The following is a 22,215-nucleotide window of genomic DNA, read 5'->3' on the forward strand; positions in this document are numbered from 1 at the left end:
CCCTGTGGACAGAGGGGACGGAACGGTCGCGGGGCGGAGGCCGGGGGCTCGGACGGCGCGGGCGGCCGGGAGGCCGGCCGGGGCTCCCCGGACACGCGGAACGGTCCGCCGCCCGTGGGGAGGCACAGGGGGCGGACCGTTCGGGGCGTCCTGGTGCGCGCGTCTCGGCGCGGTCCCGGTGGACGCGTCCCGGCTCGGGGTCCGGACGCGGTCGGGGGCCGGCGCTCGGGGCGGCGACGCAGGGGGTTTTTCGGACAGCGGCGGTTCAGACGGCGGCCTTCTTCAGGCGGCGTCGCTCCCGCTCGGAGAGGCCGCCCCAGATGCCGAAGCGCTCGTCGTTCTGCAAGGCGTATTCGAGGCATTCGGAACGGACCTCGCAGGCGAGGCAGACCTTTTTGGCCTCGCGGGTCGAGCCGCCCTTCTCGGGGAAGAAGGACTCGGGATCGGTCTGGGCGCACAGCGCGCGCTCCTGCCAGCCGAGTTCCTCGTCCGCGTCCTCGACCAGCAGTTCCTGGAACAACTCGGTCATGTGCGCCCCTCGTCTGTTCTGTGCGTCCCCGTGGAGTTGCCGTGCGAACACGGCCGAACGACACGAGTGAAATTACAAGTTCGTGCTCTGTGCGAGTCAAGCTGAGATCTGCTATCGGGCCCCGTATTCACTCTGCGGAACCAAGCGTATGCGGTAAGTGCTCAAATCACCAAAAACCGTGACACAGGGTACCGATGCGACCGTGCGGCACGGCCTCCACGAAGAAGGACGACCGAGGCGTGGATCTTGTTGCGATCCAGCCACGGAAGCGATCCGGATCACAGTCGGGTCACGAGCCGCCCCCTGTCCGGACCGACACGCGCGCACCACCGCGTTCGCGGGCACGGTCGAAGCGCCATCTCTCCTGGTCCGCGCATGAGCAAACCTTTCTCCAGAGAGGGCAACCGGATGAGGTGAAACATTACCGCCAAATCGGGCATTGAGTTGACAGTCGGGTACCCCTCCGGCCACCTTTGGTGGCATGCCAGCGACCGCAGCGCCCTCCGCGACCCACAGCCGTGGGTTCCGCCGCGCTGTCCAGGCGCGCTGTTGCTGTTGCTGTCCCAGCTGTTGATGCCGCAGAGCTCCAGCTTCTTCCTCCCTGCGTCACCCCGTGCGACCCGGCACCACCCGTGTCACCGCTCCCCCCGTGACCCCCCACCGCTTCTGTTTCTGCTGAGGAACCACCCCACCCCATGAACATGGACAGCGACCTCCAGATCGCCGGCGACATCATGGAGGTCCCCCACCTCCTCCAGCCCGAGCGCGTCCACCCCGTGACCGTGGCCGACTTCGCCGGCCTCGCGCGCTCCATCGCCGGGGACCGCTCCCAGTGGGCCCCGCACGTCGAGTACGACGCCACCACCCGCTGGTACCACCGCCTGCGCACCGGGCCGGGCTACGAGGTCTGGCTGCTCTCCTGGGTGCCCGGACAGGGCAGCGGGCTCCACGACCACGGCGTCTCCTCCGGCGTCCTCACCGTCCTGGAGGGCGAGCTGACGGAGCGTACGGACCGGGGCGTGCGGACGCTCGCCGGCGGCGCGCAGCGCGTGTTCGCGCCCGGGTACGTCCACGAGGTCGTCAACGACTCCCTGGAGCCGGCCGTCAGCCTGCACGTCTACTTCCCGGGCCTGACCGAGATGCCCATGCACGAGTCGCTCCGCGCGCAGTGCGCCCCCGCCCCGGAGGCGCCCGGAGTGATCGTCGCCTGACACACTGCCGTACATGCGCATTGTGGTTCTGGCAGGCGGCATCGGTGGTGCCCGGTTCCTTCGCGGCCTCAAGCAGGCCGCCCCGGACGCGGAGATCACGGTCGTCGGCAACACCGGTGACGACATCCATCTCTTCGGGCTGAAGGTCTGCCCCGACCTGGACACGGTGATGTACACCCTCGGCGGGGGCATCAACGAGGAGCAGGGCTGGGGACGTACGGACGAGTCCTTCACCGTCAAGGAGGAGCTCGCGGCGTACGGCGTCGGACCCGAGTGGTTCGGCCTCGGCGACCGGGACTTCGCGACCCACATCGTCCGCACCCAGATGCTCGCCGCGGGCTACCCGCTGAGCGCCGTCACCGAGGCGCTGTGCGCCCGCTGGCAGCCGGGCGTCCGCCTGCTCCCCATGTCCGACGACCGCGTCGAGACCCACGTGGCCATCGAGGTCGACGGCGAGCGGCGGGCGGTGCACTTCCAGGAGTACTGGGTGAAGCTGCGCGCCTCCGTCGACGCGAAGGCCGTCGTGCCGGTCGGCGCGGAGGCCGCGAAGCCGGCGCCGGGCGTCCTGGAGGCCGTCGCGGAGGCGGACGTCATCCTCTTCCCGCCGTCCAACCCGGTCGTCTCCGTCGGCACGATCCTGGCCGTGCCCGGCATCCGCGAGGCGGTCGCCGCGGCCGGGGCGCCGGTCGTGGGCCTCTCCCCCATCGTCGGGGACGCGCCCGTGCGCGGCATGGCCGACAAGGTCCTCGCGGCGGTGGGCGTGGAGTCCACGGCGGCGGCGGTGGCCCTGCACTACGGCACCGGGCTGCTTGACGGCTGGCTCGTGGACACCGTGGACGCGGGCGCGGTCGCGGACGTCGAGGCGGCGGGCATCCCCTGCCGGGCGGTGCCGCTGATGATGACGGACGCGGACGCGACGGCCGCGATGGCGCGCGCGGCGCTCGCCCTCGCCGAGGAGGTGCGCGGATGACCGCCGCCCCCTCCGCGCCCTCGTACCGGGTGTGGGCGCTGCCCGGGCTTCCCGAGGTGGCGGCCGGGGACGACCTGGCCGAGCTGATCGCCTCCGCCTCCCCGGGACTGGCCGACGGGGACGTGCTGCTCGTCACCTCCAAGATCGTGAGCAAGGCGGAGGGGCGGGTGGTCGCCGCCGCCGACCGCGAGGAGGCCATCGACGCCGAGACGGTACGGGTGGTGGCGCGGCGCGGCACCCTGCGGATCGTCGAGAACCGGCAGGGGCTCGTCATGGCCGCCGCCGGGGTCGACGCCTCCAACACCCCCGCCGGGACGGTCCTCCTGCTCCCCGAGGACCCGGACGCCTCGGCCCGCCGGATCCGCGGGGGGCTGCGCGAGGCGCTCGGCGTGGACGTGGGCGTCGTCGTCACGGACACCTTCGGGCGCCCCTGGCGCGGGGGACTCACGGACGTGGCGATCGGGGCGGCCGGGGTGCGGGTCCTGGACGACCTGCGCGGCGGGACCGACGCGCACGGCAACCCGCTGAGCGCGACCGTGGTCGCCACCGCCGACGAACTCGCCGCCGCCGGGGACCTGGTGAAGGGCAAGGCGGCCGGGCTTCCGGTGGCCGTCGTCCGGGGCCTGCCGCACGTGGTGGGCGGGGACGGGGAGCCGGGCGCACGCGCGCTCGTGCGGAGCGCCGCCGACGACATGTTCCGGCTGGGCACCTCCGAGGCCGTACGGGAGGCGGTGACGCTGCGGCGGACCGTACGGGAGTTCACGGCCGATCCGGTCGACCCGGGGGCGGTGCGGCGCGCGGTCGCCGCGGCCGTGACGGCGCCGGCCCCGCACCACACGACGCCGTGGCGGTTCGTGCTCCTGGAGTCGGCGGAGTCACGGACGCGGCTGCTCGACGCGATGCGGGAGGCGTGGATCGCGGACCTGCGCCGGGACGGCAGGTCCGAGGAGTCGATCGCGAAGCGGGTGCGGCGCGGGGACGTCCTGCGCGACGCGCCCCACCTGGCCGTCCCCTGCCTGGTCATGGACGGCTCCCACCACTACGGCGACCCGCGCCGGGACACCGCCGAGCGCGAGATGTTCCTGGTCGCGGCGGGCGCGGGCGTGCAGAACTTCCTGGTGGCGCTCGCGGGCGAACGGCTCGGCTCGGCATGGGTGTCCTCGACGATGTTCTGCCGGGACGTCGTACGGGAGGTCCTCGACCTGCCCGACGACTGGGACCCGCTCGGCGCGGTGGCGATCGGACACCCGGCGGCCCCGCCCCGGGAGCGGGCGGCGCGGACGGCGGCGGAGTTCGTCGAGGTGCGCTGACCCCGCCGGACGGGCCCCGCGCGGCCGGAGGGCGGTCAGAGGGCCGCGATGTTCCCCGGGGTCATCCGGGGTGCCCTGCGGGGCGGGATGCGGCCGCTGAGGAGGATCAGGCGGGCGGCCCGGTGGCGCTGGCCCCCGTAGGGGGCCAGGAGGTCGAGCATGGCCGCGTCGTCGGCCGTGCGGTCGCCCGCGAGGGCCCAGCCGACGATGCCGGGCAGGTGGTAGTCGCCGGTGGTGACCTCGTCGGGGGCGCCGTGGGTGCGCTGGACCACCTCGGCGCTCGTCCAGGGGCCGACGCCCGGGATCAGCTCCAGGCGTTTCCGGGCCTCGGCCGGGGTCATGTCCGCGGCCTCCTCCATGCGACGGGCCACCCGGCACGCGCGCAGGATCGTCGCGGCCCGCTTGTCGTCCACGCCCGCGCGGTGCCACTCCCAGGACGGAATCAGGCTCCACGCGCGCGCGTCCGGCATGACGTGCATGCCGTCGGGGGCCGGACCCGGCGCCGGCTCCCCGTACTTCCGTACGAGCAGCCGCCAGGCCCGGTACGCCTCGTCCGTCGTGACCTTCTGCTCCAGGACCGACGGGATCAGCGCCTCCAGGACCAGGCCGGTGCGGAGGAGGCGGAGGCCGGGGCGGCGGCGGTGGACCGCGGCGAGCAGCTTGTGGCGGGGCGTGAAGGCGGCCGGGTCGTCCTCGGCTCCGAGCAGCGCCGGGAGGCGGTCCAGGAGCCAGGCGGCGCCCTCGCCCCACGCGTGGGCCTCCGCGGTGCCGTCCCGGGCGGTGACGCGGAGGGTCCCCGGGCCCTCGGGGGTCCGGCTGGCCCGCCAGAACGAGCCGTCCCGGGCCGCCCGGTAGGCGGGGTCCGCGGGGCCCCGGCGGAGGGGGCCGAGGGTGAGGGCGAGGTCCGTTCCCGGGGGGAGGGGGTGGGAGCGGGTGAGCGGTGCGGGGGTGCGGCCGGTCACCCGTACGGGTGCGGTGGTGGGTCTCTGGGGGAAGCGGCCGGCCATGGGACGAGCGTAGTCGGGCGGGGGACCTCCGGTGCCCCCGCCGTTCCCCGCCGTCCTCCCCCGGTCCTACTGGTCCGACGAGAAGCGCACCGTGCCCGCCGGGAGGGTGGCGTCGCACCAGACGCGGATGCCGTCGCGGAGTTCGTTGTCGGCGCCGATCCGGGCGCCGTCGCCGATGACCGCCCCGCTGAGGACCGTACGCGCGCCTATGCGGGCACCCGCGCCGATCAGGGAGTCGGTGATCACCGCGCCCGGTTCGACGACCGCGCCCGCGAGGAGCGTGGAGCCCGTGATGCGGGCGCCCTCGCCGACCACCGCGCCCGCGCCGACGACCGTGCCGGCGGTCAGCTTGGCGTCCGGGGCGACGCGCGCCGACGGCAGCACCAGGCGGTCGCCGCAGCGGCCCGGGACGGCCGGGGACGGCGCGCGGCCGAGGACCAGGTCGGCGGAGCCGCGCACGAAGGCCTGCGGGGTGCCGAGGTCCAGCCAGTACGTGGAGTCGACCATGCCCTGGAGGTGGGCGCCGGAGGCCAGGAGTTCCGGGAAGGTCTCACGCTCGACCGAGACCGGGCGCCCGGTGGGGATGGTGTCGATGACCGAGCGGCGGAAGACGTACGCGCCCGCGTTGATCTGGTCGGTGACGATCTCCTCGGGCGTCTGCGGCTTCTCCAGGAAGGCCGTGACGCGGCCGGTGGGGTCCGTGGGGACCAGGCCGAAGGCCCGCGGGTCGTCCACCCGAGTGAGGTGGAGCGAGACGTCCGCGCCGGAGGAGGAGTGGGTGTCGACCAGGGCCCCGATGTCGAGGCCCGTGAGGATGTCCCCGTTGAAGATGAGGACCGGGTCGTCGGGCCCCGAGCGCAGGCGCGAGGCCACGTTGCGTATCGCGCCGCCGGTGCCCAGGGGCTCCTCCTCGGTGACGTACTCCAGGCTCAGGCCGAGCTCGGAGCCGTCGCCGAAGTGCGGCTCGAAGACCTCGGCCAGGTAGGAGGTGGCGAGCACGATGTGCTCGACGCCGGCGGCGCGGGCGCGGGCCAGCTGGTGCGTCAGGAAGGGGACGCCCGCCGCGGGGACCATGGGCTTGGGCGTGTTGACCGTGAGGGGCCGCAGCCGTGTCCCCTTGCCACCGACCAGGAGGATCGCTTCTGTCACCTTGTCGTCTCTGCTTCCTGTCCGGGGCCGTCGGCACGTCCGTTTTCGGTCGTCCCTGCGATATGACCGGTCAGTTTATGCAGAGGGTTGCCCCGGTGGTCCCCCTCTACCTCCCCTGGTACGACGCCGCGCTCGTCCGGGCCGTGCCGAGCTTGCCGTACAGAAGCGATCCGGGACAGTCCGTGGCGAATCCGTCACGGTGTCCGGCGATGGCGTGGAACGTGACCTTCTTGCCCTTCGCGTACAGGTTCCCGCCGCCCGAGGTCAGGGTCACCGTCCCCTTGGGGTTGATCCCGTGGAGTCCGAGTTTCCAGGCCGTCAGGCGGGCCACGGCGGTCACGGAGGCGGCCGGCGGGGCGGTCGTGCTGAAGGTGCCGAGGACGGCGATGCCCATGGTGCTGGTGTTGAACCCGAGGGTGTGCGCGCCGAGCACCGGCTTGTCCACGCCGCCCGCCCGGCCCTCGTAGATGTTGCCGCACTTGTCGATGGCGAAGTTGTAGCCGAAGTCCCGCCATCCGCTGCTCAGGACGTGGTAGCGGTAGATGCTGCGCAGGACGGAGGGGGCCTGGGCGCAGGTGTAGTTGTTGCCGGTGGCGCTGTGGTGGACGAAGGCCGCCTTGATCGTGTTCGTGTAGACGAAGGTCTTCTCGCGGATCGACTCGTCCGCGCCCCAGCCCTTGCGGGTGACGATCGCGGGACGGGGGCCGATGTACGGCGCGGCCGCGGTCTGGGCCGGGGTCTTGGCCGGTTCCTGCGCCTCGGCGCCGGACGCCGGTGTGCGGGGCAGGAACGGGGGCAGGTACGCGGCCGCGGCCTCGACCGCCTCCTTCGACGCGGCCGGGAGCCAGGGCGCGGCGTACGAGGTGAGCTGCGAGTTGATCGCGCCCAGGCCCGCGAGGAGCCCGGAGAGGGACGGGGCGGCCGGGGGAGCGGTCGGGGGGACGGCCGAGGGGGCGGCCAGGGCGGTCGGGAGCGCGACGGCCGCCGGGATGGTGACGGCCGGGGCCGGGACCTGGGTGGGTGCCGGGGTCGGGACCTGGGCGGGTGCCGGGGCCGGCGCCGGGGGCAGCGGGGCCTCCGGAACCGCGGCCGTGCGGGGCTGCGGCGGGGCGGCCTCCGTGGCCGGCTCCGCGGACCCGGCCGCGACCTGCTCGACCTCCGTACCCGTACCCGTACCCGTACCCGGCTCCGTCTCCAGGACCGGTTCCGTGTCCGTCGGCGCCTCCGGGCCCTCGCCCGGGTCCACGAGTTCCAGGCGCAGGCCGGCCGGGAGCGGCGGCGCGCCGCCCGTTCCGCCCGCCTCCGCCCGTACGCGGATCTCGACGCCGTCCGAGTCGCCCACCCACAGCGGGGCCGTGGAGCCGCGGAGCGCCCGTGAGGTGCCCTCCGCGCTGTCCGGGTCGGCGCCGTGCTCGTCGTTGTGGGTCTCCACGTCCTGCCACTCCGACCAGGTGTCCGTGCCGGTGGCCCGGGTGCGGACCTGCACGGTGCCGTGCAGCGGGACCCGTGGGTCGTCCCAGACCACGCCCACGAGCGAGAAGGGTTCGACGTCGCGCCGGGTCAGGCCCTGCTCCCCCGGGCCGCCGGCCCGCGAGGAGGGGCCCAGCGGGCCGAGCGGCAGGGACTGGGTGGAGCCCGACAGGTCGGGCGCGGGGGGCAGCGCGGAGGCCGCCGGTGGCTGCACGAGCACCTCGGCCGCCGCGGGCGCGGCGGAGGAGACCGGCAGGGCGAGTACCGCCGCGCAGGTGACGGCGATCGAGGAGGCGAGTGAGGCACGCATGGGCCGATCGTGCGTACCGCCGGGCCGTTCCGCGCGGCGGAACACCGCCCGGAAAGCGGCGGCCGGTCGGTCCGACCGGTGGACGGCGTCACCGGTACGGCGGACCCCGGCGGGCCCTCCCGCGTACGCTGTCCGGCGTGAACGCCAGCGACCGCACCCCCGCCGACCTGCTGCGATCCGCGCTCGCCGCGGACGCCGCCCGCCCCTTGGTCACCTTCTACGACGACGCCACCGGTGAACGGGTGGAATTGTCCGTCGCCACCTTCGCCAATTGGGTGGCCAAGACGGCGAACCTGATCCAGGGCGAGCTGTCCGCCGGACCCGGCGACCGGGTCGCGCTGCTGCTGCCCGCGCACTGGCAGACCGCCGTCTGGCTGCTCGCCTGCTCCTCGGTGGGCGTGACCGCCGAGCTCGGCGGCGACCCGGCCGGCGCGGACGTCGTGGTCGCGGGCCCGGAGACCCTGGAGGCGGGCCTCGCCTGCTCCGGGGAGCGGATCGCGCTCTCCCTGGCGCCGCTGGGCCGCCGCTTCCCCACCGCGCCCGCCGGTTACGCGGACTACGCGGTCGAGGTCCCGAGCCAGGGCGACCGGTTCGCCCCGTTCGTGCCGGTGGACGCGGACGCCCCCGCCCTGGTCGTCGGCGGTGTGGAACGCAGTGGCGTCGAACTCGTCGCGCAGGCCCGCGTGGACGCGGCGGCGCTCGGCCTCGGCCCCGGCTCGCGGCTGCTCTCCGGGCTCGGCTACGGGGACTGGACCGGCGTCTCGACCGGTCTGTACGCGCCGCTCGCCGCCGGCGGTTCGGTGGTCCTGTGCCGGAACCTGGACCGGCTCGCGCCCGAGGCGTTCGAGAAGCGGGTGGAGAGCGAGCGGGTGACGGACACCGCCGTGTGACACCCCGGCCGCCTTCCGGCCCGCCCCTGCCCGTCACCGGGCCGAACCGCACCCGTTCGGCCCAGTGACGGGCCGGGTCCCCGGGTTCGCGCGCCCGGTCCGGTGGATGATCGGTGGGGGGAGTCGTCTCCTTCCGCACCACCACGCGTCGGGCCCGGCCGGCCCCTTCCCCGGCCGGCGGCCGTCCGGCGCGCCGCCGACGCCACGAAGGACGGACGCAGACGTGACGGACCGCGCAGGCACGCCCGCCGAACCGGACCCCCCGGCGCCCGAGGACGGGGCCACCGGGGGAACGGCGGCGGAGGACGCGGCCGGCGCCCCGGAGGGGCCGGGGGCCGGCGGCCCCGGGAAGCGGCGCCGCCACTGGCTGCGCTGGACGGCCCTCGGCGTCTCCGTCGCCCTGCTCGGCGCGGCCGGGGCCGGCTGGTGGTTCTACCGGAAGCTCGACGGCAACATCACCACGGACACCACCGCCGCCGACGAGCTGCGCAGGTACGAGAAGGAGCGGCCGCCCGCCAACTCCTCGGCCGCCCGGAACATCCTGCTCATCGGTTCGGACACGCGGTCCGGCGAGGGGAACGAGCGGTACGGCAGGGACAGGGGCACCCAGCGCTCGGACACCGTGATCCTGCTGCACCTCGCGGCGGGGAAGCGGAGCGCGACCGCCGTCTCCCTGCCCCGCGACCTGATGGTGACGGTCCCGAGCTGCCGCAAGCCGGACGGGTCCCGCACCCGGGAGCAGTTCGCGCAGTTCAACTGGGCCTTCGAGATCGGCGGTACGGCGTGCACGATCCGTACCGTGGAGAAGCTGACCGGGACGCGGGTCGACCACCACATGGTGATCGACTTCCAGGGCTTCAAGAAGATGGTGGACGCCGTGGACGGGGTGGAGGTCTGCCTCAAGGAGCCCGTGGACGACTCCGACGCGCACCTGAAGCTGCCGGCGGGGCGCCAGACGCTCCACGGGGAGCAGGCCCTCGGTTTCGTACGGGCCCGGAAGTCGCTCGGCAACGGCAGCGACACCGAACGCATGGACCGCCAGCAGCAGTTCCTCGGCGCCCTCGTCAACAAGGTGCAGAGCAACGGCGTCCTGCTGAACCCGACCAAGCTCTATCCGGTCCTGGACGCGGCCACGAAGTCGATCACGACCGACGCGGGGCTCGACTCGCTGCGGGACCTGTACGACCTGGCGCGCTCGATGCGGGCGATCCCGACCGAGCGGGTGCAGTTCCTCACGGTCCCCCGGCGTCCGTACACGTATAACGCGAACCGGGACGAACTGGTGCAGCCCGCCGCGAGTCAACTCTTCGAACAGCTGCGGGAGGACCGGCCCGTGGCGGTGACGCCCGGCGAGAAGGACGGGGAGCGGCGGCCCGACGCGGAGGCGTCGCCGAGTCCGGCCCCGACGCCGACGTTCACCGGGCGGAACGCGGCGGAGGGGGTGTGCTCCTGACCGGGGCGCGCGGCGGGACGGCAGGGGGCCGTGGGGAGGAGGCTGCGGGGAGGGGCCGTGGGGAGGGCGGGTAAAAGGTGGGCCAAGGGGAGGGGCGAGAGGGATGCGGTTTGGGCGGATTGCCCGGTTGTAAGGCGCGTGGAATTTGTCACGGACGTCGCCCCGCGCTGAACTGGGCGGATAGTGTGACCCGATCCGGTGTACCCCGACCACGTGGTCGTCACACTCACCAGGGATCGAACGACCGAGAAAGCGGCGCCCGGGGGGAGGGCGCCTCGCGTGGCACCGACGGAGGACTCGAGTAACCGTGGACGCGCACAGCCGTGGACGGGCGGACGAGATCGACCCCGCCGACCAGTGGGTACTCAACCCGCGAACGGGCAACTACGAACTGCGACTGGACCACTCCGCTGGGCAGCCGGCACCCCCGTCCCGGTCCCACGGCCCCTCCGCCCCCGCCGCGGCCGAGGCGTCCGAGGCGTCCGAGGGGGGCACCGCCACCGCCACCGCCACCGAGGCCCCCGTCCCCGGCCAGCGCCGGCGCCGGGTCCCCGAGCAGACCCGGGGCGGCCGGCAGGCGCCCCCGAGCCGCCGCAGGCCCAAACAGGGCGCCTCGCGCAAGAAGAAGGTCCTGATGTGGACCGGCGGCGCGATGGCCTTCGTCCTCGTGGGCGGCGCCACCGGGGCGTACCTGATCTACAACAAGCTCAACGGCAACATCGGCACGGTGGACGTCGGCGACGCGGCGATCGACGCGCCCGGCATGGAGGGCCCGCTCAACATCCTGATCATCGGCAACGACGTGCGCACCGGTGAGGGCAACGAGAGCTACGGGAACAAGAGCAACGTCACCGGTCACGCCGACACCACGTTCCTCATCCACATCGCCGAGGACCGGACCAACGCGACGGCGCTGAGCATCCCCCGGGACCTCAAGACCGAGATCCCGGACTGCCCCACGAAACAGCCCGACGGTTCGACCAAGGTCATCCCCGGCTCGGTCGGGAAGACCAAGTTCAACGAGTCGTTCGGCGTGAACGGCCGCGACCCGGGCTGCACGATGCGCACCGTCACGCAGATGACCGGGGTGGGGATCAACCACTTCATGATGGTCGACTTCAACGCCGTCAAGACGCTGTCGACGGCCGTCGGCGGTGTGGAGGTCTGTCTGACCAAGCCCATCCAGGACAAGAACTACTCCAAGCTCAGCCTCCCCGCGGGCGAGCACCGGATCCAGGGCGAGCAGGCGCTCGCGTTCCTGCGCAACCGCCACGGCCTCGGCAACGAGAGCGACCTGGACCGCATCAAGATGCAGCAGCAGTTCCTCGCCTCGATGCTGCGCCAGTTGAAGGAAGACACCCTGAGCAGCCCGACGCAGCTGCTCTCGGTCGCGAACGCGGCGACCGAGGCGCTCACGGTGGACAAGGGGATAGGGAGCGCGCTGAAGCTGACCTCCCTGGCCAAGGAGATCGGGAAGGTCGACCTGAAGAACATCAGCTTCATGACCGTCCCGGTGGTCGACAACCCGGACGAGCCGCCCAACAAGCGGGCGACCGTCGTCCTCGACTCCACCAAGGCTCCGCAGGTGTTCGAGATGATCCGGGGCGACGTCTCCTTCACCGAGGTGAAGAAGAAGGAGCAGGACGCCAAGAACGCCCAGGCGCAGGCCCAGGCGAAGCTCCTCCAGGGCGCGCGGGCCACCGCCGCCGACGTGCGCGTCGACGTCTACAACGGCAGCGGCGTCCGGGGAGCGGCCCAGTCGACCCTGAGCTGGCTCCAGAACGAGCAGGGCGTGCTCCGCTCGACCAACAAGAGCAACGCCCCCGAGAAGGCGGCGAAGACCACGCTCACCTACGCACCGAACCAGGCCGATCAGGCCCGCGCGCTCGCGGACATGATGGGCCTGCCCGCCACGGCGCTCAAGCCGGGCACGCAGGACGCCGGGGAGTTCGAGCCCATGACGCTCGTCCTCGGCGCCGACTTCAAGGGCGCGGGGGTGCCCGTCAACGGCCCGGCAAAGGCGCCGGACGTCGAGAAGGTAGAAGCCGACAAGCAGGTGTGCGCCAAGTGACCCGGAAACACCGGGACTCGGCGCGCGCCTGATTCACGAGGGGACCTGGGGTGGGACAGAACAGCGTGCGCGGGGAGGGAACGCGGGGCAGCGTGCCGCGCGCCCGTGAACTGAGCTGGGACGACGACCTGCACGGGGCCGGCGAGGCGACCGGGGCCGATCCTTCCGACGGGCCGGAGGCCTCCGGCGGGTCCTCCGGCGGCTCCTCCGACGGGGCCACCCGCGCGGAGCGGCGGCGGGGCGCGGCGGGCGGTGACGCGCGTAGCGGCCACCGCCGCGGCGGCTCCCGGCGGCGCCCCAGGAAAGATGCCGGCAAGAAGACCGGCAAGCGCAGGGCGCTGCGCTGGGTGGCGATCACCCTGGCGGTGCTGATACTCGGGACGGCCGGCGCCGGATACCTGTACTACGAGTACCTGAACGGCAACATCCGCGGCGGCAGCCGCGCGGGCGGCAACAGCGGCGTCAAGAAGGCCGCGCCGAACGCGCTGGGCGACACCCCGCTGAACATCCTGATGATCGGCTCGGACGACCGGAGCGACGAGAAGAACGTCGCCCTGGGCGGCGGCAAGAACGACCGGGACCGCAAGCCACTGGCCGACGTGCAGATGCTGCTGCACATCTCGGCGGACCGGGAGAACGCCTCGATCGTCTCCATCCCCCGCGACACGGTCGTCCCGATCCCCGAGTGCAAGGACGAGAACGGCACGTCCTACCCGGCCACGACCAACCGGCCGATCAACGAGAGCCTGCAGCGCGGCGGCCCCGGCTGCACCCTCACCACCTGGGAGAACCTCACCGGGGTCTACATCGACCACTGGATGATGGTCGACTTCGCCGGTGTCGTGGCGATGGCCGACGAGGTCGGCGGCGTCCCGGTCTGCGTGAAGACCGGCGTCCACGACAAGTCGACCCGGGACGTGAAGGGCGGCTCCGGCCTGAAGCTGAAGCAGGGCACCACCGAGGTCCAGGGCGAACAGGCCCTCCAGTGGCTGCGCACCCGGCACGCGTTCGGCAGCGACCAGAACCGCGCCAAGGCCCAGCACATGTACATGAACGGCATGATGAAGAAGCTCCAGAGCCAGAACGCCTGGAGCGACACCGGCCGGCTGATGGGCCTGGCCGACACCGCCACGCGGGCCCTCCGGGTCTCCGACGAGATCAAGAGCGTGAAGAAGCTCTTCGACCTGTCGATGCAGCTCAAGAACGTCAAGATCGACCGTCTGACGACGGCTACGGTCCCGACGAGGCCCTATCCCGCCAACCCCAACGCGTGGCTGGAGATGGTCCCGGCGTCCGCCGAGAAGATGTGGACGATGCTCCGTGACGACGTCGCCTACGACAAGAACGGCGGCAAGCCGAAGCCGACGGCCTCCGCGAAGCCGAAGGTGCCCGCCGACGCCCCCGGTTCCTACGGCGTGACGATCGTCAACGGCACCGACGGCGACAACGAGGCGGCCGTCCAGGGCCGTGCCCGCACGCTGGCCGAGACGCTCCGGGGCAAGGGCTTCGCCCGGGCCGAGGCCTCCTCGGAGGGCGGCCCCCGCAAGGACACCGTGATCGTCTACCCCAAGGACGCCGGCGACAAGGGCAAGGCGAACGCCCAGGCGGTGGCCGTGGCCCTCGGGCTGCCCGAGTCCGCCGTCCGGATCGACGCGAAGGCCGAGGGCATCAAGCTCATCGTCGGCGCCGACTGGCGCGAGGGCCCGGTCTACAAGAGGCCGACGCACACCGCGGGCGACCTGCCCGAGGGCGCCGACGACAAGGCGGACTGCATGGACGTCTACTCGGTCTACCAGTGGGACGGGAAGAGCTGACTCCCTGCTCCCTCCCCGCGCACACGGCGACGGCCGGACCCCGGAAGGGGGTCCGGCCGTCGCCGTGTTCGGGCGCGTACGCGGGCACGGCCCTCAGACCGTCTCCGCCTCCCCCGCCGTCACCGCCGGGCGGCGGCTCGCGATGACCTTCTTCGCGAGGGAGCGGGGGCTGGTGAGGAATCCGTAGCCCCAGGACATGTGCATGGTGGCGAGGGCGACCGGGATCCGGAGCCGGGTCTTGAGGGGGAGCCCCTTGCCCGCCGGGACCGAGCCGGCGGTGATCGCGGCGAGGTAGCCGGCCGGGACCACGAAGCCGAGCGGGGTGACGAGGGCGCCCACGACCACTCCGGCGGCGATGGCGCAGACGGCGGTCGGCGGGGCCAGGTAGCGGAGGTTGATGGAGCCCTGGTGGTAGCGGGCCACCACGTGGCGCCAACGCCCGTAGTCCTTGTACTGCTTGGCGAGCGCCTTCACCGAGGGCCGGGGGCGGTACTGGACGCGCAGCTCCGGCGAGAACCAGATCAGGCCGCCCGCCTCGCGGATGCGGAAGTTCAGCTCCCAGTCCTGGGCGCGGATGAACTCCACGTTGTAGCCGCCCTGTTGTTCCAGGGCCTCGCGGCGGAAGACGCCCAGGTACACGGTTTCGGCGGGGCCCGCCTCGCCGCCCGTGTGGAAGGCGGCGTTGCCGACGCCGATCTTCGAGGTCATCGCGGCGGCGACCGCGTCCTCCCAGGCGTTCTCGCCCTCGGCGTGCATGATGCCGCCGACGTTCTGCGCGCCGGTCTCCTCCAGGAGCCGCACGGCGGTGGCGATGTAGTTCGGGGAGAGCATCCCGTGGCCGTCGACGCGCACCACGATCGGGTGGCGGGAGGCCGCGATCGCCGCGTTGAGGGCGGCGGGCGTACGGCCCGTGGGGTTGGGCACGGTGTGGACGCGGGGGTCCTCCCGGACGAGTTCGGCGGCGATCTCGTCGGTGCGGTCCGTGGACGGGCCGAGCGCGATCACCACCTCCATCTCGCCGTCGTACTCCTGCTCCAGGATGTGGCGGACGGAGTTGCGCAGGTGCCGCTCCTCGTTGAGGACCGGCATGATCACGGAGACGGGGGGCAGCATGGTTCCTCGGCGGTGCGGGGGGCGTCCCCCGCGAGACGGAGACGGTGTTTTCGCCCGCCACGTTACCGCGAACGGGGGACACGGGTGCGCGCCGCACGGGTGGCGCTCCCTTGCGCTGATCGTATGGGACTACGGTGCTCACGGCCCCCTTGTCCCACCCGCGGAGGTGTCCGTCCGTGCCCACACCGCCCCGCACGCCCCGTCCCCGGCCCGCCGCCCGCCGCGCACCGGCGCGGCGGCCGCGGCGGCGGTCCCGGTGGGGGATGCGGATGGCGACGGCGCTCTCCGTGACGGTCCTCGCGGCGGGCGGGATCGGGCACGCCCTGGTGACCGGCCTGGACACCGGGCTCACCCGGGTGGACCCCTTCAAGGACATGAAGAACCGGCCGCGGGCCGGGCACGGGATGAACGTCCTGGTCGTCGGCACGGACGGCCGGGACCGGATCACCCCGGAGGAGCGGGCGAAGTACCGGCTCGGCGGCGCGCCCTGCAACTGCACCGACACGGTGATGCTGGTGCACATCTCGGAGGACCGGGACCGGGCGAGCGTGGTGAGCCTGCCCCGCGACTCGTACGCCGAGATGCCCGAGCACACCGACCTCACCAGCGGCGAGCAGCACCAGGCGCACCCGGTGAAGCTGAACGCGGCCTACGCGGAGGGCGGGCCCGCGCTGACCGTGCGGACCGTCGAGTCGATGACCGGCGTCAAGATCGACCACTATCTGGAGGTCGACTTCACCAGCTTCATGCGGACCGTGGACGCGGTCGGCGGGGTGCGGATCTGTACGACGAAGCCGCTGAAGGACGCGTACACCGGACTCGACCTGGCCCCCGGGACCCATGAGCTGGACGGCGGGCGGGCCCTCCAGTACGTGCGCTCCCGGCACGTCGACGGGGCCGCCGACATCGGGCGGATGCAGCGGCAGCAGAAGTTCCTGGCGGCGCTGGTGGAGCGGGTGACGAGCGGCGGGGTGCTGTTCAACCCGGTGCGGTTCCGGGCGGTGGCCACGAGCATGCTCGGCTCCGTACGGGCCGACGAGGGCTTCGGCACGGACCAGATGCTGTCGCTCTCCAAGGCGATGCGGGGCTTCACGCCCACGTCGTCGGAGTTCGTGTCCGTACCGGTCGGGGACATGAGCTTCCCCGTGAAGGGCATCGGCTCGACGGTGAAGTGGGACGCGGCGAAGGCCCAGCAGCTCTTCCAGGCGCTGCGGGAGGACCGGCCGATCGCGCGGCAGAAGGCGGCGGTGTCGGCGAAGGCGCCGAAGGACGTCGTGGTGGACGTGGCGCCGGACACGGTCCGGGTGCAGGTCTACAACGGGACCCGGACGGCCGGCCTCGGCCGGAAGGCCGACAATGCGCTGCGCGCGACCGGCTTCGCGACCACCGGGACCCCCAGGACGGCGGAGGGGGCGGAGCGGAAGCGCACGGTCGTGGAGTACGACCCGCGCTGGGACCGCTCGGCGAAGTCCCTGGCGGCGGCCCTTCCGGGCGCGGAGCTGAGGGCGGTGGCGGGCAGGGGCGGGACGCTGCGGGTGGTCGTGGGGGCGGACTACGAGGGGGTGCGGACGGTACGGACGGAGGAGCCGGAGAAGCCGTTCGAGGCGGTGACCGGGGACCAGGTGGTGTGCCCGTAGCTCCTCGGCCCCGCGCAGCTCCCCGGCCCCGCGGTTTCGTGGGCCGGGGCGGGCCGCGCCGCGGGTACGGGGGCGGGCCCCGGCTCCGTACCCCTCAGTCCTCGTACCCCTCCGCCGCCCGGCGTTCCCGGAGCTCCTTGATCGCCTGGCGGCGGGCCAGGCGGTGGGTGCGGCGGATCTGGGCCTCCTGGTTGCGGCGCTTGTCCTTCTCCGTCTCCGGAACGACCTGCGGGACCGGGCGGGGCTTGCCCTCCGCGTCGACGGCCGCGAAGACCAGGTAGGCGGAGCCGACCTGGGTGGCGGGCGTGGACTCGTTCCAGCGCTCGGCCATGACCCGCACGCCGACCTCCATGGAGGACCGGCCCGTCCAGTTGACCTGGGCCTTCACGTGCACGAGGTCGCCGACCCTGACCGGCTCCAGGAAGACCATCTCGTCCATGGAGGCGGTCACGGCGGGACCGCCCGAGTGCCGGCCCGCGACGGCGCCCGCCGCGTCGTCCACCAGCTTCATGATCACGCCGCCGTGCACCGTGCCCAGGAGGTTGGTGTCGTGGCTGGTCATGATGTGGCTGAGGGTGGTGCGGGAGGCCGAGGTGGGCTTGCCCGGGATATCGCCCTGATCTGTCATGCCCTCCACCTTATGCCGGGTCTCCGCGACGCCCCCGTTCGGTCCGCTTTGCATCAGCTTGGCAACAGCCCCGCCCCGATCCTCCACCCGGTCTGTCGCCCGGAAACCCCCGCCCGGCACACTGGTCCGCATGAATGACTGGCCCGATGACGGCGGACACGGCCGCGGCCCCGCGAACCCCCAGCCCGAGGGTCCCCGCAGGATGAGCCATGTGCAGCGCCCGCAGGTTCCGCAGCAGCCGCCCCGTTACGACCAGGGCTACAACCCGAGCTTCACGCAGGCGCAGGGCACCGGCTACGACTCCGGCTACAACACGGGCCAGGTCTACGGAGGCGCCCAGGGCGGCGGTGGCAACCGGGGCGGCATCCCCCCGCAGTACACGCCCCGGGGCCCCGGCGGCTCCGGCACCGGTCCCGCCCCGGACTGGCGCAAGCGGATCAAGGTCGGCTCGATCGTCCTGGTCGTCGGCGTCCTCGCCTGGGGCATCGGCACGTACGCCTGGGCGAGCTCGCAGATGCGCAACGAGGTGGACCTCTCCAAGGTCATCGAGCGCCCGTCCGAGGGCGACTGCACCACGTACCTGATCGTCGGCTCCGACAGCCGCGAGGGCATGTCGGCCGAGGAGAAGAAGAAGCTCCACACCGGCTCCGCCGAGGGCAAGCGGACCGACTCGATGATGATCCTCGCGGCCTGCTCCAGCGGGAACACGATGGTCTCGCTGCCCCGCGACTCCTGGGTGACGATCCCGAACTTCGTGGGCTCGGAGTCGGGCAAGGCCCGCAAGTCGCCGGGCGCCTCCAAGCTGAACGCGGCCTACGCGATGGACGGCCCCGAGCTGCTGGTGCGGACCGTGGAGTACAACACGGGGCTGCGCATCGACCACTACGCGGAGATCGGTTTCGCCGGCTTCGCGAACATCGTGGACGCGCTCGGCGGCGTCGAGCTGAACATCGAGAAGGGCTTCAAGGACAAGAAGTCCGGCGCCGACTTCCAGGCCGGCACGCAGACCCTCAACGGCGAGCAGGCCCTGGCCTTCGTCCGCACCCGGTACGCGTTCGCCGAGTCGGACCTGGCGCGGACGAAGAACCAGCAGAAGTTCCTCTCGGCCCTGGCCAACCAGGCGGCGACGCCGGGCACGATCCTCAACCCGTTCGCGCTGTACCCGACGCTGGGCGCCGGTCTGGACACGCTGATCGTGGACAAGGACATGTCGCTGTACGACCTCGGCAAGATGTTCTTCGCGATGAAGGGCATCAGCGGCGGCGACGGCAGGTCCATGAACATGCCGATCGCGGGCGCCGCGCCGCAGGGGTCCCTGAAGTGGGACATGCCGAAGGTGAAGCAGCTGGTCGAGCAGATCAGGAACGACGAGAAGGTCACGGTCGAGTCGAACCGCTGACGTCCGGCCCGGCCGGCGCCCGCCCCGGGCGCCGGCCGTCCGCGTTCTCCGGCGGACGGCGCGTGCCGGGCGCACGACCCGGGCCTTCCGGTGCCGGGCCCGCCGACGCGGGGCCTGCCGAAGGCGGCCCGCGGGCGTCGGAGATGATGAGGGCCTGCCCCGGGCGAGGGCGCGGGGCGTGACATGCATGGGGAAACGGGGAGGTTCCACCAGTGCCGTGGGACGAATGGGAACACATCAAGAGCGAGGTGGCGGGGCGCGAGCCGACGTCGATGCGGTTGAACCAGGTCGCGCCCGAACCGGGCGGCGGCGGGTACTCCGAGGACCTGAAGACGGACAAGAAGGCGTGGGCGAAGGCCGGGGAGGAGGTCATCGGCCTGAAGGAGGGCATCACCACCTCCCTCACGAAGCTGGACTCCGGACAGGCGGGTCTCGGTGACACCGGCGAGATCCAGAGCGCGGCGGCGCAGAAGGAGCTGTACGACTCCTGGAAGAAGTACGTCGGTGACGTGAGCGGCCGCTGCGACGCGCTGGGCGGGCTCCTCCAACTGGCCGGGCACGACCTGGCGAAGACCGACGAGACGGTCAAGCAGGACCTGGACGCGCTCGCGGTGCGGTACGGGGACACCGAGGCCGTTGGCGGCCGGGCCGGGGAGAGGTGACCCCGCCCATGGACCTCAAGACCCTGAAGGCGTTCGAGCAGGCCGAGTACGAGGAGGCCGCGGACGGCTACCGGGCCGTCGGCGACATGGCGAGCGCAGCCAAGGACGCCGTGGACGGCCGGATCTCCACGGGCATCCGTGCCCGGCTGCGGGGCGCGGCGGCGGACGCCGCCCTGGCCGAGCTGAAAAACCTGTCGGGCAACTTCCACTACGCGCAGACCGAGTGCGGTCTGGTGAGCACGGCGCTGAAAGGATTCGCCTTCGACATCGGGGCGGCCAAGCGGAAGCTCGACGCGGCGCTCGCCGACGCCCACGCCGCCGGCTGCACGGTGAACCCGGACGGTTCGGTCACCTTCCCGGCGGGCGCGAAGCCCGGCGCGGAGAAGACCGCCGAGGGCGGCACGGTGTCCGGCAGCGCCGGAGGCACCGACACGTCGGACGCCATCGAGCGCCAGGCGGTCAGCATCCACCCGAACCCGAACTACGGCAAGGCGCTGGGGTTCGCGAACCGCATCTCCGACGCGCTGAAGGAGGCGACGGACGCGGACGCGAAGTGGGCGCCGAAGCTGCGGGCACTGAAGGCCGACGACGACCTGAAGGTGTCGGACCGGGACTGGGCCGACGTGCAGTCGGACGCGGGCGGGGTCGACGAGGCGGGCACGCGCTACCTCGCGTCGTTGCCACAGCCGCCCGAGAACGGCAGCCCGAAGGACAACGCCGCCTGGTGGAAGGGGCTCGCCCCGGAGGAGCAGGAGGCCTGGCTGTCCCTCCGGCCCGCGGCCGTGGGAGCGCTCGACGGCCTGCCGTCGCCGGTGCGGGACGAGGCGAACCGGGTGGTCCTGGCGGAGAAGCACGGCCAGTACCGGATGGAGCTGAACTCCCTACCGAAGCCACCGGCCAACGAGTGGACGTGGATCACGGCGGGCATGTACCCGGCCAAGGTGCACACCGACGAGTGGATGGACTGGCACCGGCAGTACGGGGCCCGGTACGAGCAGCTGACCGGGTCCCTGAAGGGGATGGACGCGATTCAGGCGCGCTTCGACCGGACGGGCCGGAACGGTCTGCCCGAGGCGTACCTGCTCGGTTTCGACGCCGAGAAGAACGGCCGGGCGATCGTCGCGAACGGCAACCCCGACACGGCGGACCACCAGGCGGTCTACGTGCCGGGCACCACGGCCAGTCTGAGCGCCGTCGACGGTGACATCAAACGGATGGAACGGGTCTGGGCCACGGCCACCGCCGCCGACAACGGCTCGGTGTCCACGATCACCTGGCTCGGCTACGACGCCCCGCAGAACATCGTCAAGGACTCGCCCTTCAGCCACTACGCGAACGACGGCGCTCCGGCGTACAACCGTTTCATGGACGGTCTGGACGCTTCCCGTTCCGTCGACACCGACCCGCACCGGACGGCGATCGGCCACTCGTACGGCACGACCCTCATCGGCTCCGCCGCCCGGCAGGGGGAGCTGAACGCGGACGACGTGATCCTCGCCGGCAGCCCCGGCGTGCAGGTGGCCAAGGCCAAGGACCTGGACGTCCCCGAGGGCCACGTATGGAACCAGGAGGCGGACGGGGACCCCGTCCCGGACATCGGCCGGTTCGGTCACGGCGGGACGGACTGGGACGGCCCGTGGACCATTCCGAGTGACGAACGCTTCGGCGCCCACCAGATGGCCACGGACGGGTCGGGCCACAGTGACTACTGGAACGAGAACTCGAAGAGCCTGAAGAACCAGGCACTGGTCGTCGCGGGCAAACCGGGCGACGTGGAACTGAAGCCGCCGCCGAACCCCACGCCAGGAATGCGCTGATCAGATGAAGATCAAGGTGAGCGCTCCCGCGCTCCTCCTGTCCCTCGCCCTCACGACCCTCACTGGATGCAGCATGAGCGATGCCAAGGATTCCGACAGCCCTCCGTTCGCGGGCGTCAGCACCACGTCCCGGGCGACGGACACGACACAGAAGGTGTCGAGCGAGCTCTACGACCTGATGGGCCTCAAGGGGAAGGCCACCCAGCCCGGCCCCGGCGTCATGGAGTGTTCGGGCAAGGACCCGGAGAAGTACTTCACCACTTTCCACTCCTGGACCTTCACCCCGGCGTCGCCCGGGGAGCTCGACGGGGTGATGGAGCGGCTGAGGAAGGAACTGCCCGGTCACGGCTGGAAGGTCGTCGGGTTCGAGCCCGACAGCAGCCGGAACAAGAACCTCACCCTGACGGCCGACAACGACGCCGAGAAGCACAGCGTCAAGATCACCCACTGGGCCAAGGACCAGCCGCCGAAGCTGAACTTCTTCGTCGTCTCCGGCTGCTACCGGGTGCCGGACGGCGAGAAGGTCGACTAGGGCCCGTCCGGCGGATCAGGCCCTGGCGGGCCGGCCTTCTCCGGGACCGTGGCCCTTCGACGCCGACGGCTCCCGGCGCCTTCGTGCCGGGAGCCGTGTGCGCGGATGCGCGGATGCGCGGATGCGCGGATGCGCGGATGCGCGGGTTACGGGAGGTTGCGGGCCATGACGATGCGCTGGACCTGGTTGGTGCCTTCGTAGATCTGGGTGATCTTGGCGTCGCGCATCATGCGTTCGACGGGG

19 protein-coding genes are annotated in these 22,215 nt (G+C 72.6%); 12 read left to right on the plus strand and 7 right to left on the minus strand.

The annotated features are described in order from the left end of the window. Window positions 1–265 precede the first annotated feature (265 nt). The gene (locus tag OO47_RS29555) at window positions 266–529 is read right to left on the minus strand and encodes a WhiB family transcriptional regulator (protein ID WP_015033978.1); all 264 of its coding nucleotides are present in this window, start codon (window positions 527–529) and stop codon (window positions 266–268) included. Window positions 530–1,224: 695 nt separating this feature from the next. On the opposite strand from OO47_RS29555, the gene OO47_RS29560 reads away from it, so the two are divergent. The 3 genes from OO47_RS29560 to OO47_RS29570 are packed head-to-tail and all read left to right on the plus strand — an operon-like array spanning window position 1,225 to window position 4,020. Next, window positions 1,225–1,740: a cysteine dioxygenase gene (locus OO47_RS29560; RefSeq protein WP_030221710.1), complete on the plus strand. Its 516-nt coding sequence runs from the start codon at window positions 1,225–1,227 to the stop codon at window positions 1,738–1,740. A gap of 13 nt (window positions 1,741–1,753) precedes the next feature. After that, on the plus strand, window positions 1,754–2,710 hold the full coding sequence (cofD, locus tag OO47_RS29565) for a 2-phospho-L-lactate transferase (RefSeq protein WP_030221712.1): 957 nt from the start codon (window positions 1,754–1,756) through the stop codon (window positions 2,708–2,710). Further along, window positions 2,707–4,020 (plus strand): coenzyme F420-0:L-glutamate ligase, encoded by a 1,314-nt coding sequence (locus OO47_RS29570; protein WP_030221715.1) that lies wholly within the window; start codon window positions 2,707–2,709, stop codon window positions 4,018–4,020. The genes cofD and OO47_RS29570 overlap by 4 nt, the downstream gene beginning before the upstream one ends. A gap of 35 nt (window positions 4,021–4,055) precedes the next feature. On the opposite strand, the gene OO47_RS29575 is transcribed toward OO47_RS29570, so the two are convergent. From OO47_RS29575 to OO47_RS29585, 3 genes are all read right to left on the minus strand, one after another. Next, window positions 4,056–5,027 carry a DNA-3-methyladenine glycosylase family protein gene (locus tag OO47_RS29575; protein ID WP_030221722.1) on the minus strand — a complete coding sequence of 324 codons (972 nt, stop codon included), beginning with the start codon at window positions 5,025–5,027 and terminating at the stop codon, window positions 4,056–4,058. 66 nt (window positions 5,028–5,093) lie between these two features. Beyond that, the gene (gene manB / locus OO47_RS29580) at window positions 5,094–6,176 is read right to left on the minus strand and encodes a mannose-1-phosphate guanylyltransferase (protein WP_030221725.1); all 1,083 of its coding nucleotides are present in this window, start codon (window positions 6,174–6,176) and stop codon (window positions 5,094–5,096) included. Window positions 6,177–6,282: 106 nt separating this feature from the next. Then, entirely contained in the window at window positions 6,283–7,956 is a 1,674-nt protein-coding gene (locus OO47_RS29585; RefSeq protein WP_030221728.1) for an N-acetylmuramoyl-L-alanine amidase, read from the minus strand. A 137-nt stretch (window positions 7,957–8,093) separates the two neighbouring features. On the opposite strand from OO47_RS29585, the gene OO47_RS29590 reads away from it, so the two are divergent. From OO47_RS29590 to OO47_RS29605, 4 genes are all read left to right on the plus strand, one after another. Beyond that, the gene (locus OO47_RS29590; protein ID WP_030221730.1) at window positions 8,094–8,846 is read left to right on the plus strand and encodes a TIGR03089 family protein; all 753 of its coding nucleotides are present in this window, start codon (window positions 8,094–8,096) and stop codon (window positions 8,844–8,846) included. Between the two features lie 223 nt (window positions 8,847–9,069). Beyond that, window positions 9,070–10,299 (plus strand): LCP family protein, encoded by a 1,230-nt coding sequence (locus tag OO47_RS29595; protein WP_030221733.1) that lies wholly within the window; start codon window positions 9,070–9,072, stop codon window positions 10,297–10,299. Window positions 10,300–10,606: 307 nt separating this feature from the next. Further along, entirely contained in the window at window positions 10,607–12,370 is a 1,764-nt protein-coding gene (locus tag OO47_RS29600; RefSeq protein WP_030221737.1) for an LCP family protein, read from the plus strand. Between the two features lie 50 nt (window positions 12,371–12,420). Then, the gene (locus OO47_RS29605; RefSeq protein ID WP_234323340.1) at window positions 12,421–14,184 is read left to right on the plus strand and encodes an LCP family protein; all 1,764 of its coding nucleotides are present in this window, start codon (window positions 12,421–12,423) and stop codon (window positions 14,182–14,184) included. 93 nt (window positions 14,185–14,277) lie between these two features. Here OO47_RS29605 and OO47_RS29610 read toward each other — a convergent pair whose 3' ends face one another. Further along, a complete protein-coding gene (locus OO47_RS29610; protein WP_030221742.1) occupies window positions 14,278–15,297 on the minus strand; it encodes a glycosyltransferase family 2 protein in 1,020 nt (339 codons plus the stop codon). Between the two features lie 176 nt (window positions 15,298–15,473). On the opposite strand from OO47_RS29610, the gene OO47_RS29615 reads away from it, so the two are divergent. Further along, window positions 15,474–16,934, plus strand: coding sequence for an LCP family protein (locus OO47_RS29615; RefSeq protein ID WP_456114904.1), 1,461 nt, complete (start codon window positions 15,474–15,476; stop codon window positions 16,932–16,934). A 94-nt stretch (window positions 16,935–17,028) separates the two neighbouring features. Here OO47_RS29615 and OO47_RS29620 read toward each other — a convergent pair whose 3' ends face one another. Continuing rightward, window positions 17,029–17,562: an acyl-CoA thioesterase gene (locus tag OO47_RS29620; RefSeq protein WP_030221759.1), complete on the minus strand. Its 534-nt coding sequence runs from the start codon at window positions 17,560–17,562 to the stop codon at window positions 17,029–17,031. A 130-nt stretch (window positions 17,563–17,692) separates the two neighbouring features. Here OO47_RS29620 and OO47_RS29625 point away from each other — a divergent pair, with 130 nt between their 5' ends. The 4 genes from OO47_RS29625 (at window position 17,693) to OO47_RS29640 (ending at window position 21,972) form a co-directional block, all read left to right on the plus strand. Then, on the plus strand, window positions 17,693–18,961 hold the full coding sequence (locus OO47_RS29625) for an LCP family protein (RefSeq protein ID WP_078490032.1): 1,269 nt from the start codon (window positions 17,693–17,695) through the stop codon (window positions 18,959–18,961). A gap of 212 nt (window positions 18,962–19,173) precedes the next feature. Beyond that, a complete protein-coding gene (locus OO47_RS29630) occupies window positions 19,174–19,623 on the plus strand; it encodes a hypothetical protein (protein ID WP_030221764.1) in 450 nt (149 codons plus the stop codon). Window positions 19,624–19,631: 8 nt separating this feature from the next. After that, window positions 19,632–21,440 (plus strand): alpha/beta hydrolase, encoded by a 1,809-nt coding sequence (locus OO47_RS29635; RefSeq protein WP_030221765.1) that lies wholly within the window; start codon window positions 19,632–19,634, stop codon window positions 21,438–21,440. A gap of 4 nt (window positions 21,441–21,444) precedes the next feature. Then, complete coding sequence (locus OO47_RS29640; RefSeq protein ID WP_030221766.1) at window positions 21,445–21,972, plus strand: hypothetical protein; 528 nt, start codon at window positions 21,445–21,447, stop codon at window positions 21,970–21,972. A gap of 146 nt (window positions 21,973–22,118) precedes the next feature. Here the strand turns inward: OO47_RS29640 and OO47_RS35645 are convergent. Next, on the minus strand, window positions 22,119–22,215 hold a 97-nt coding region (locus OO47_RS35645), incomplete at its 5' end, for an acyl-CoA dehydrogenase family protein (protein ID WP_157849844.1).

It is taken from the genome of Streptomyces bikiniensis, from assembly GCF_000716625.1.
Taxonomy (GTDB): Bacteria; Actinomycetota; Actinomycetes; order Streptomycetales; family Streptomycetaceae; genus Streptomyces; species Streptomyces bikiniensis.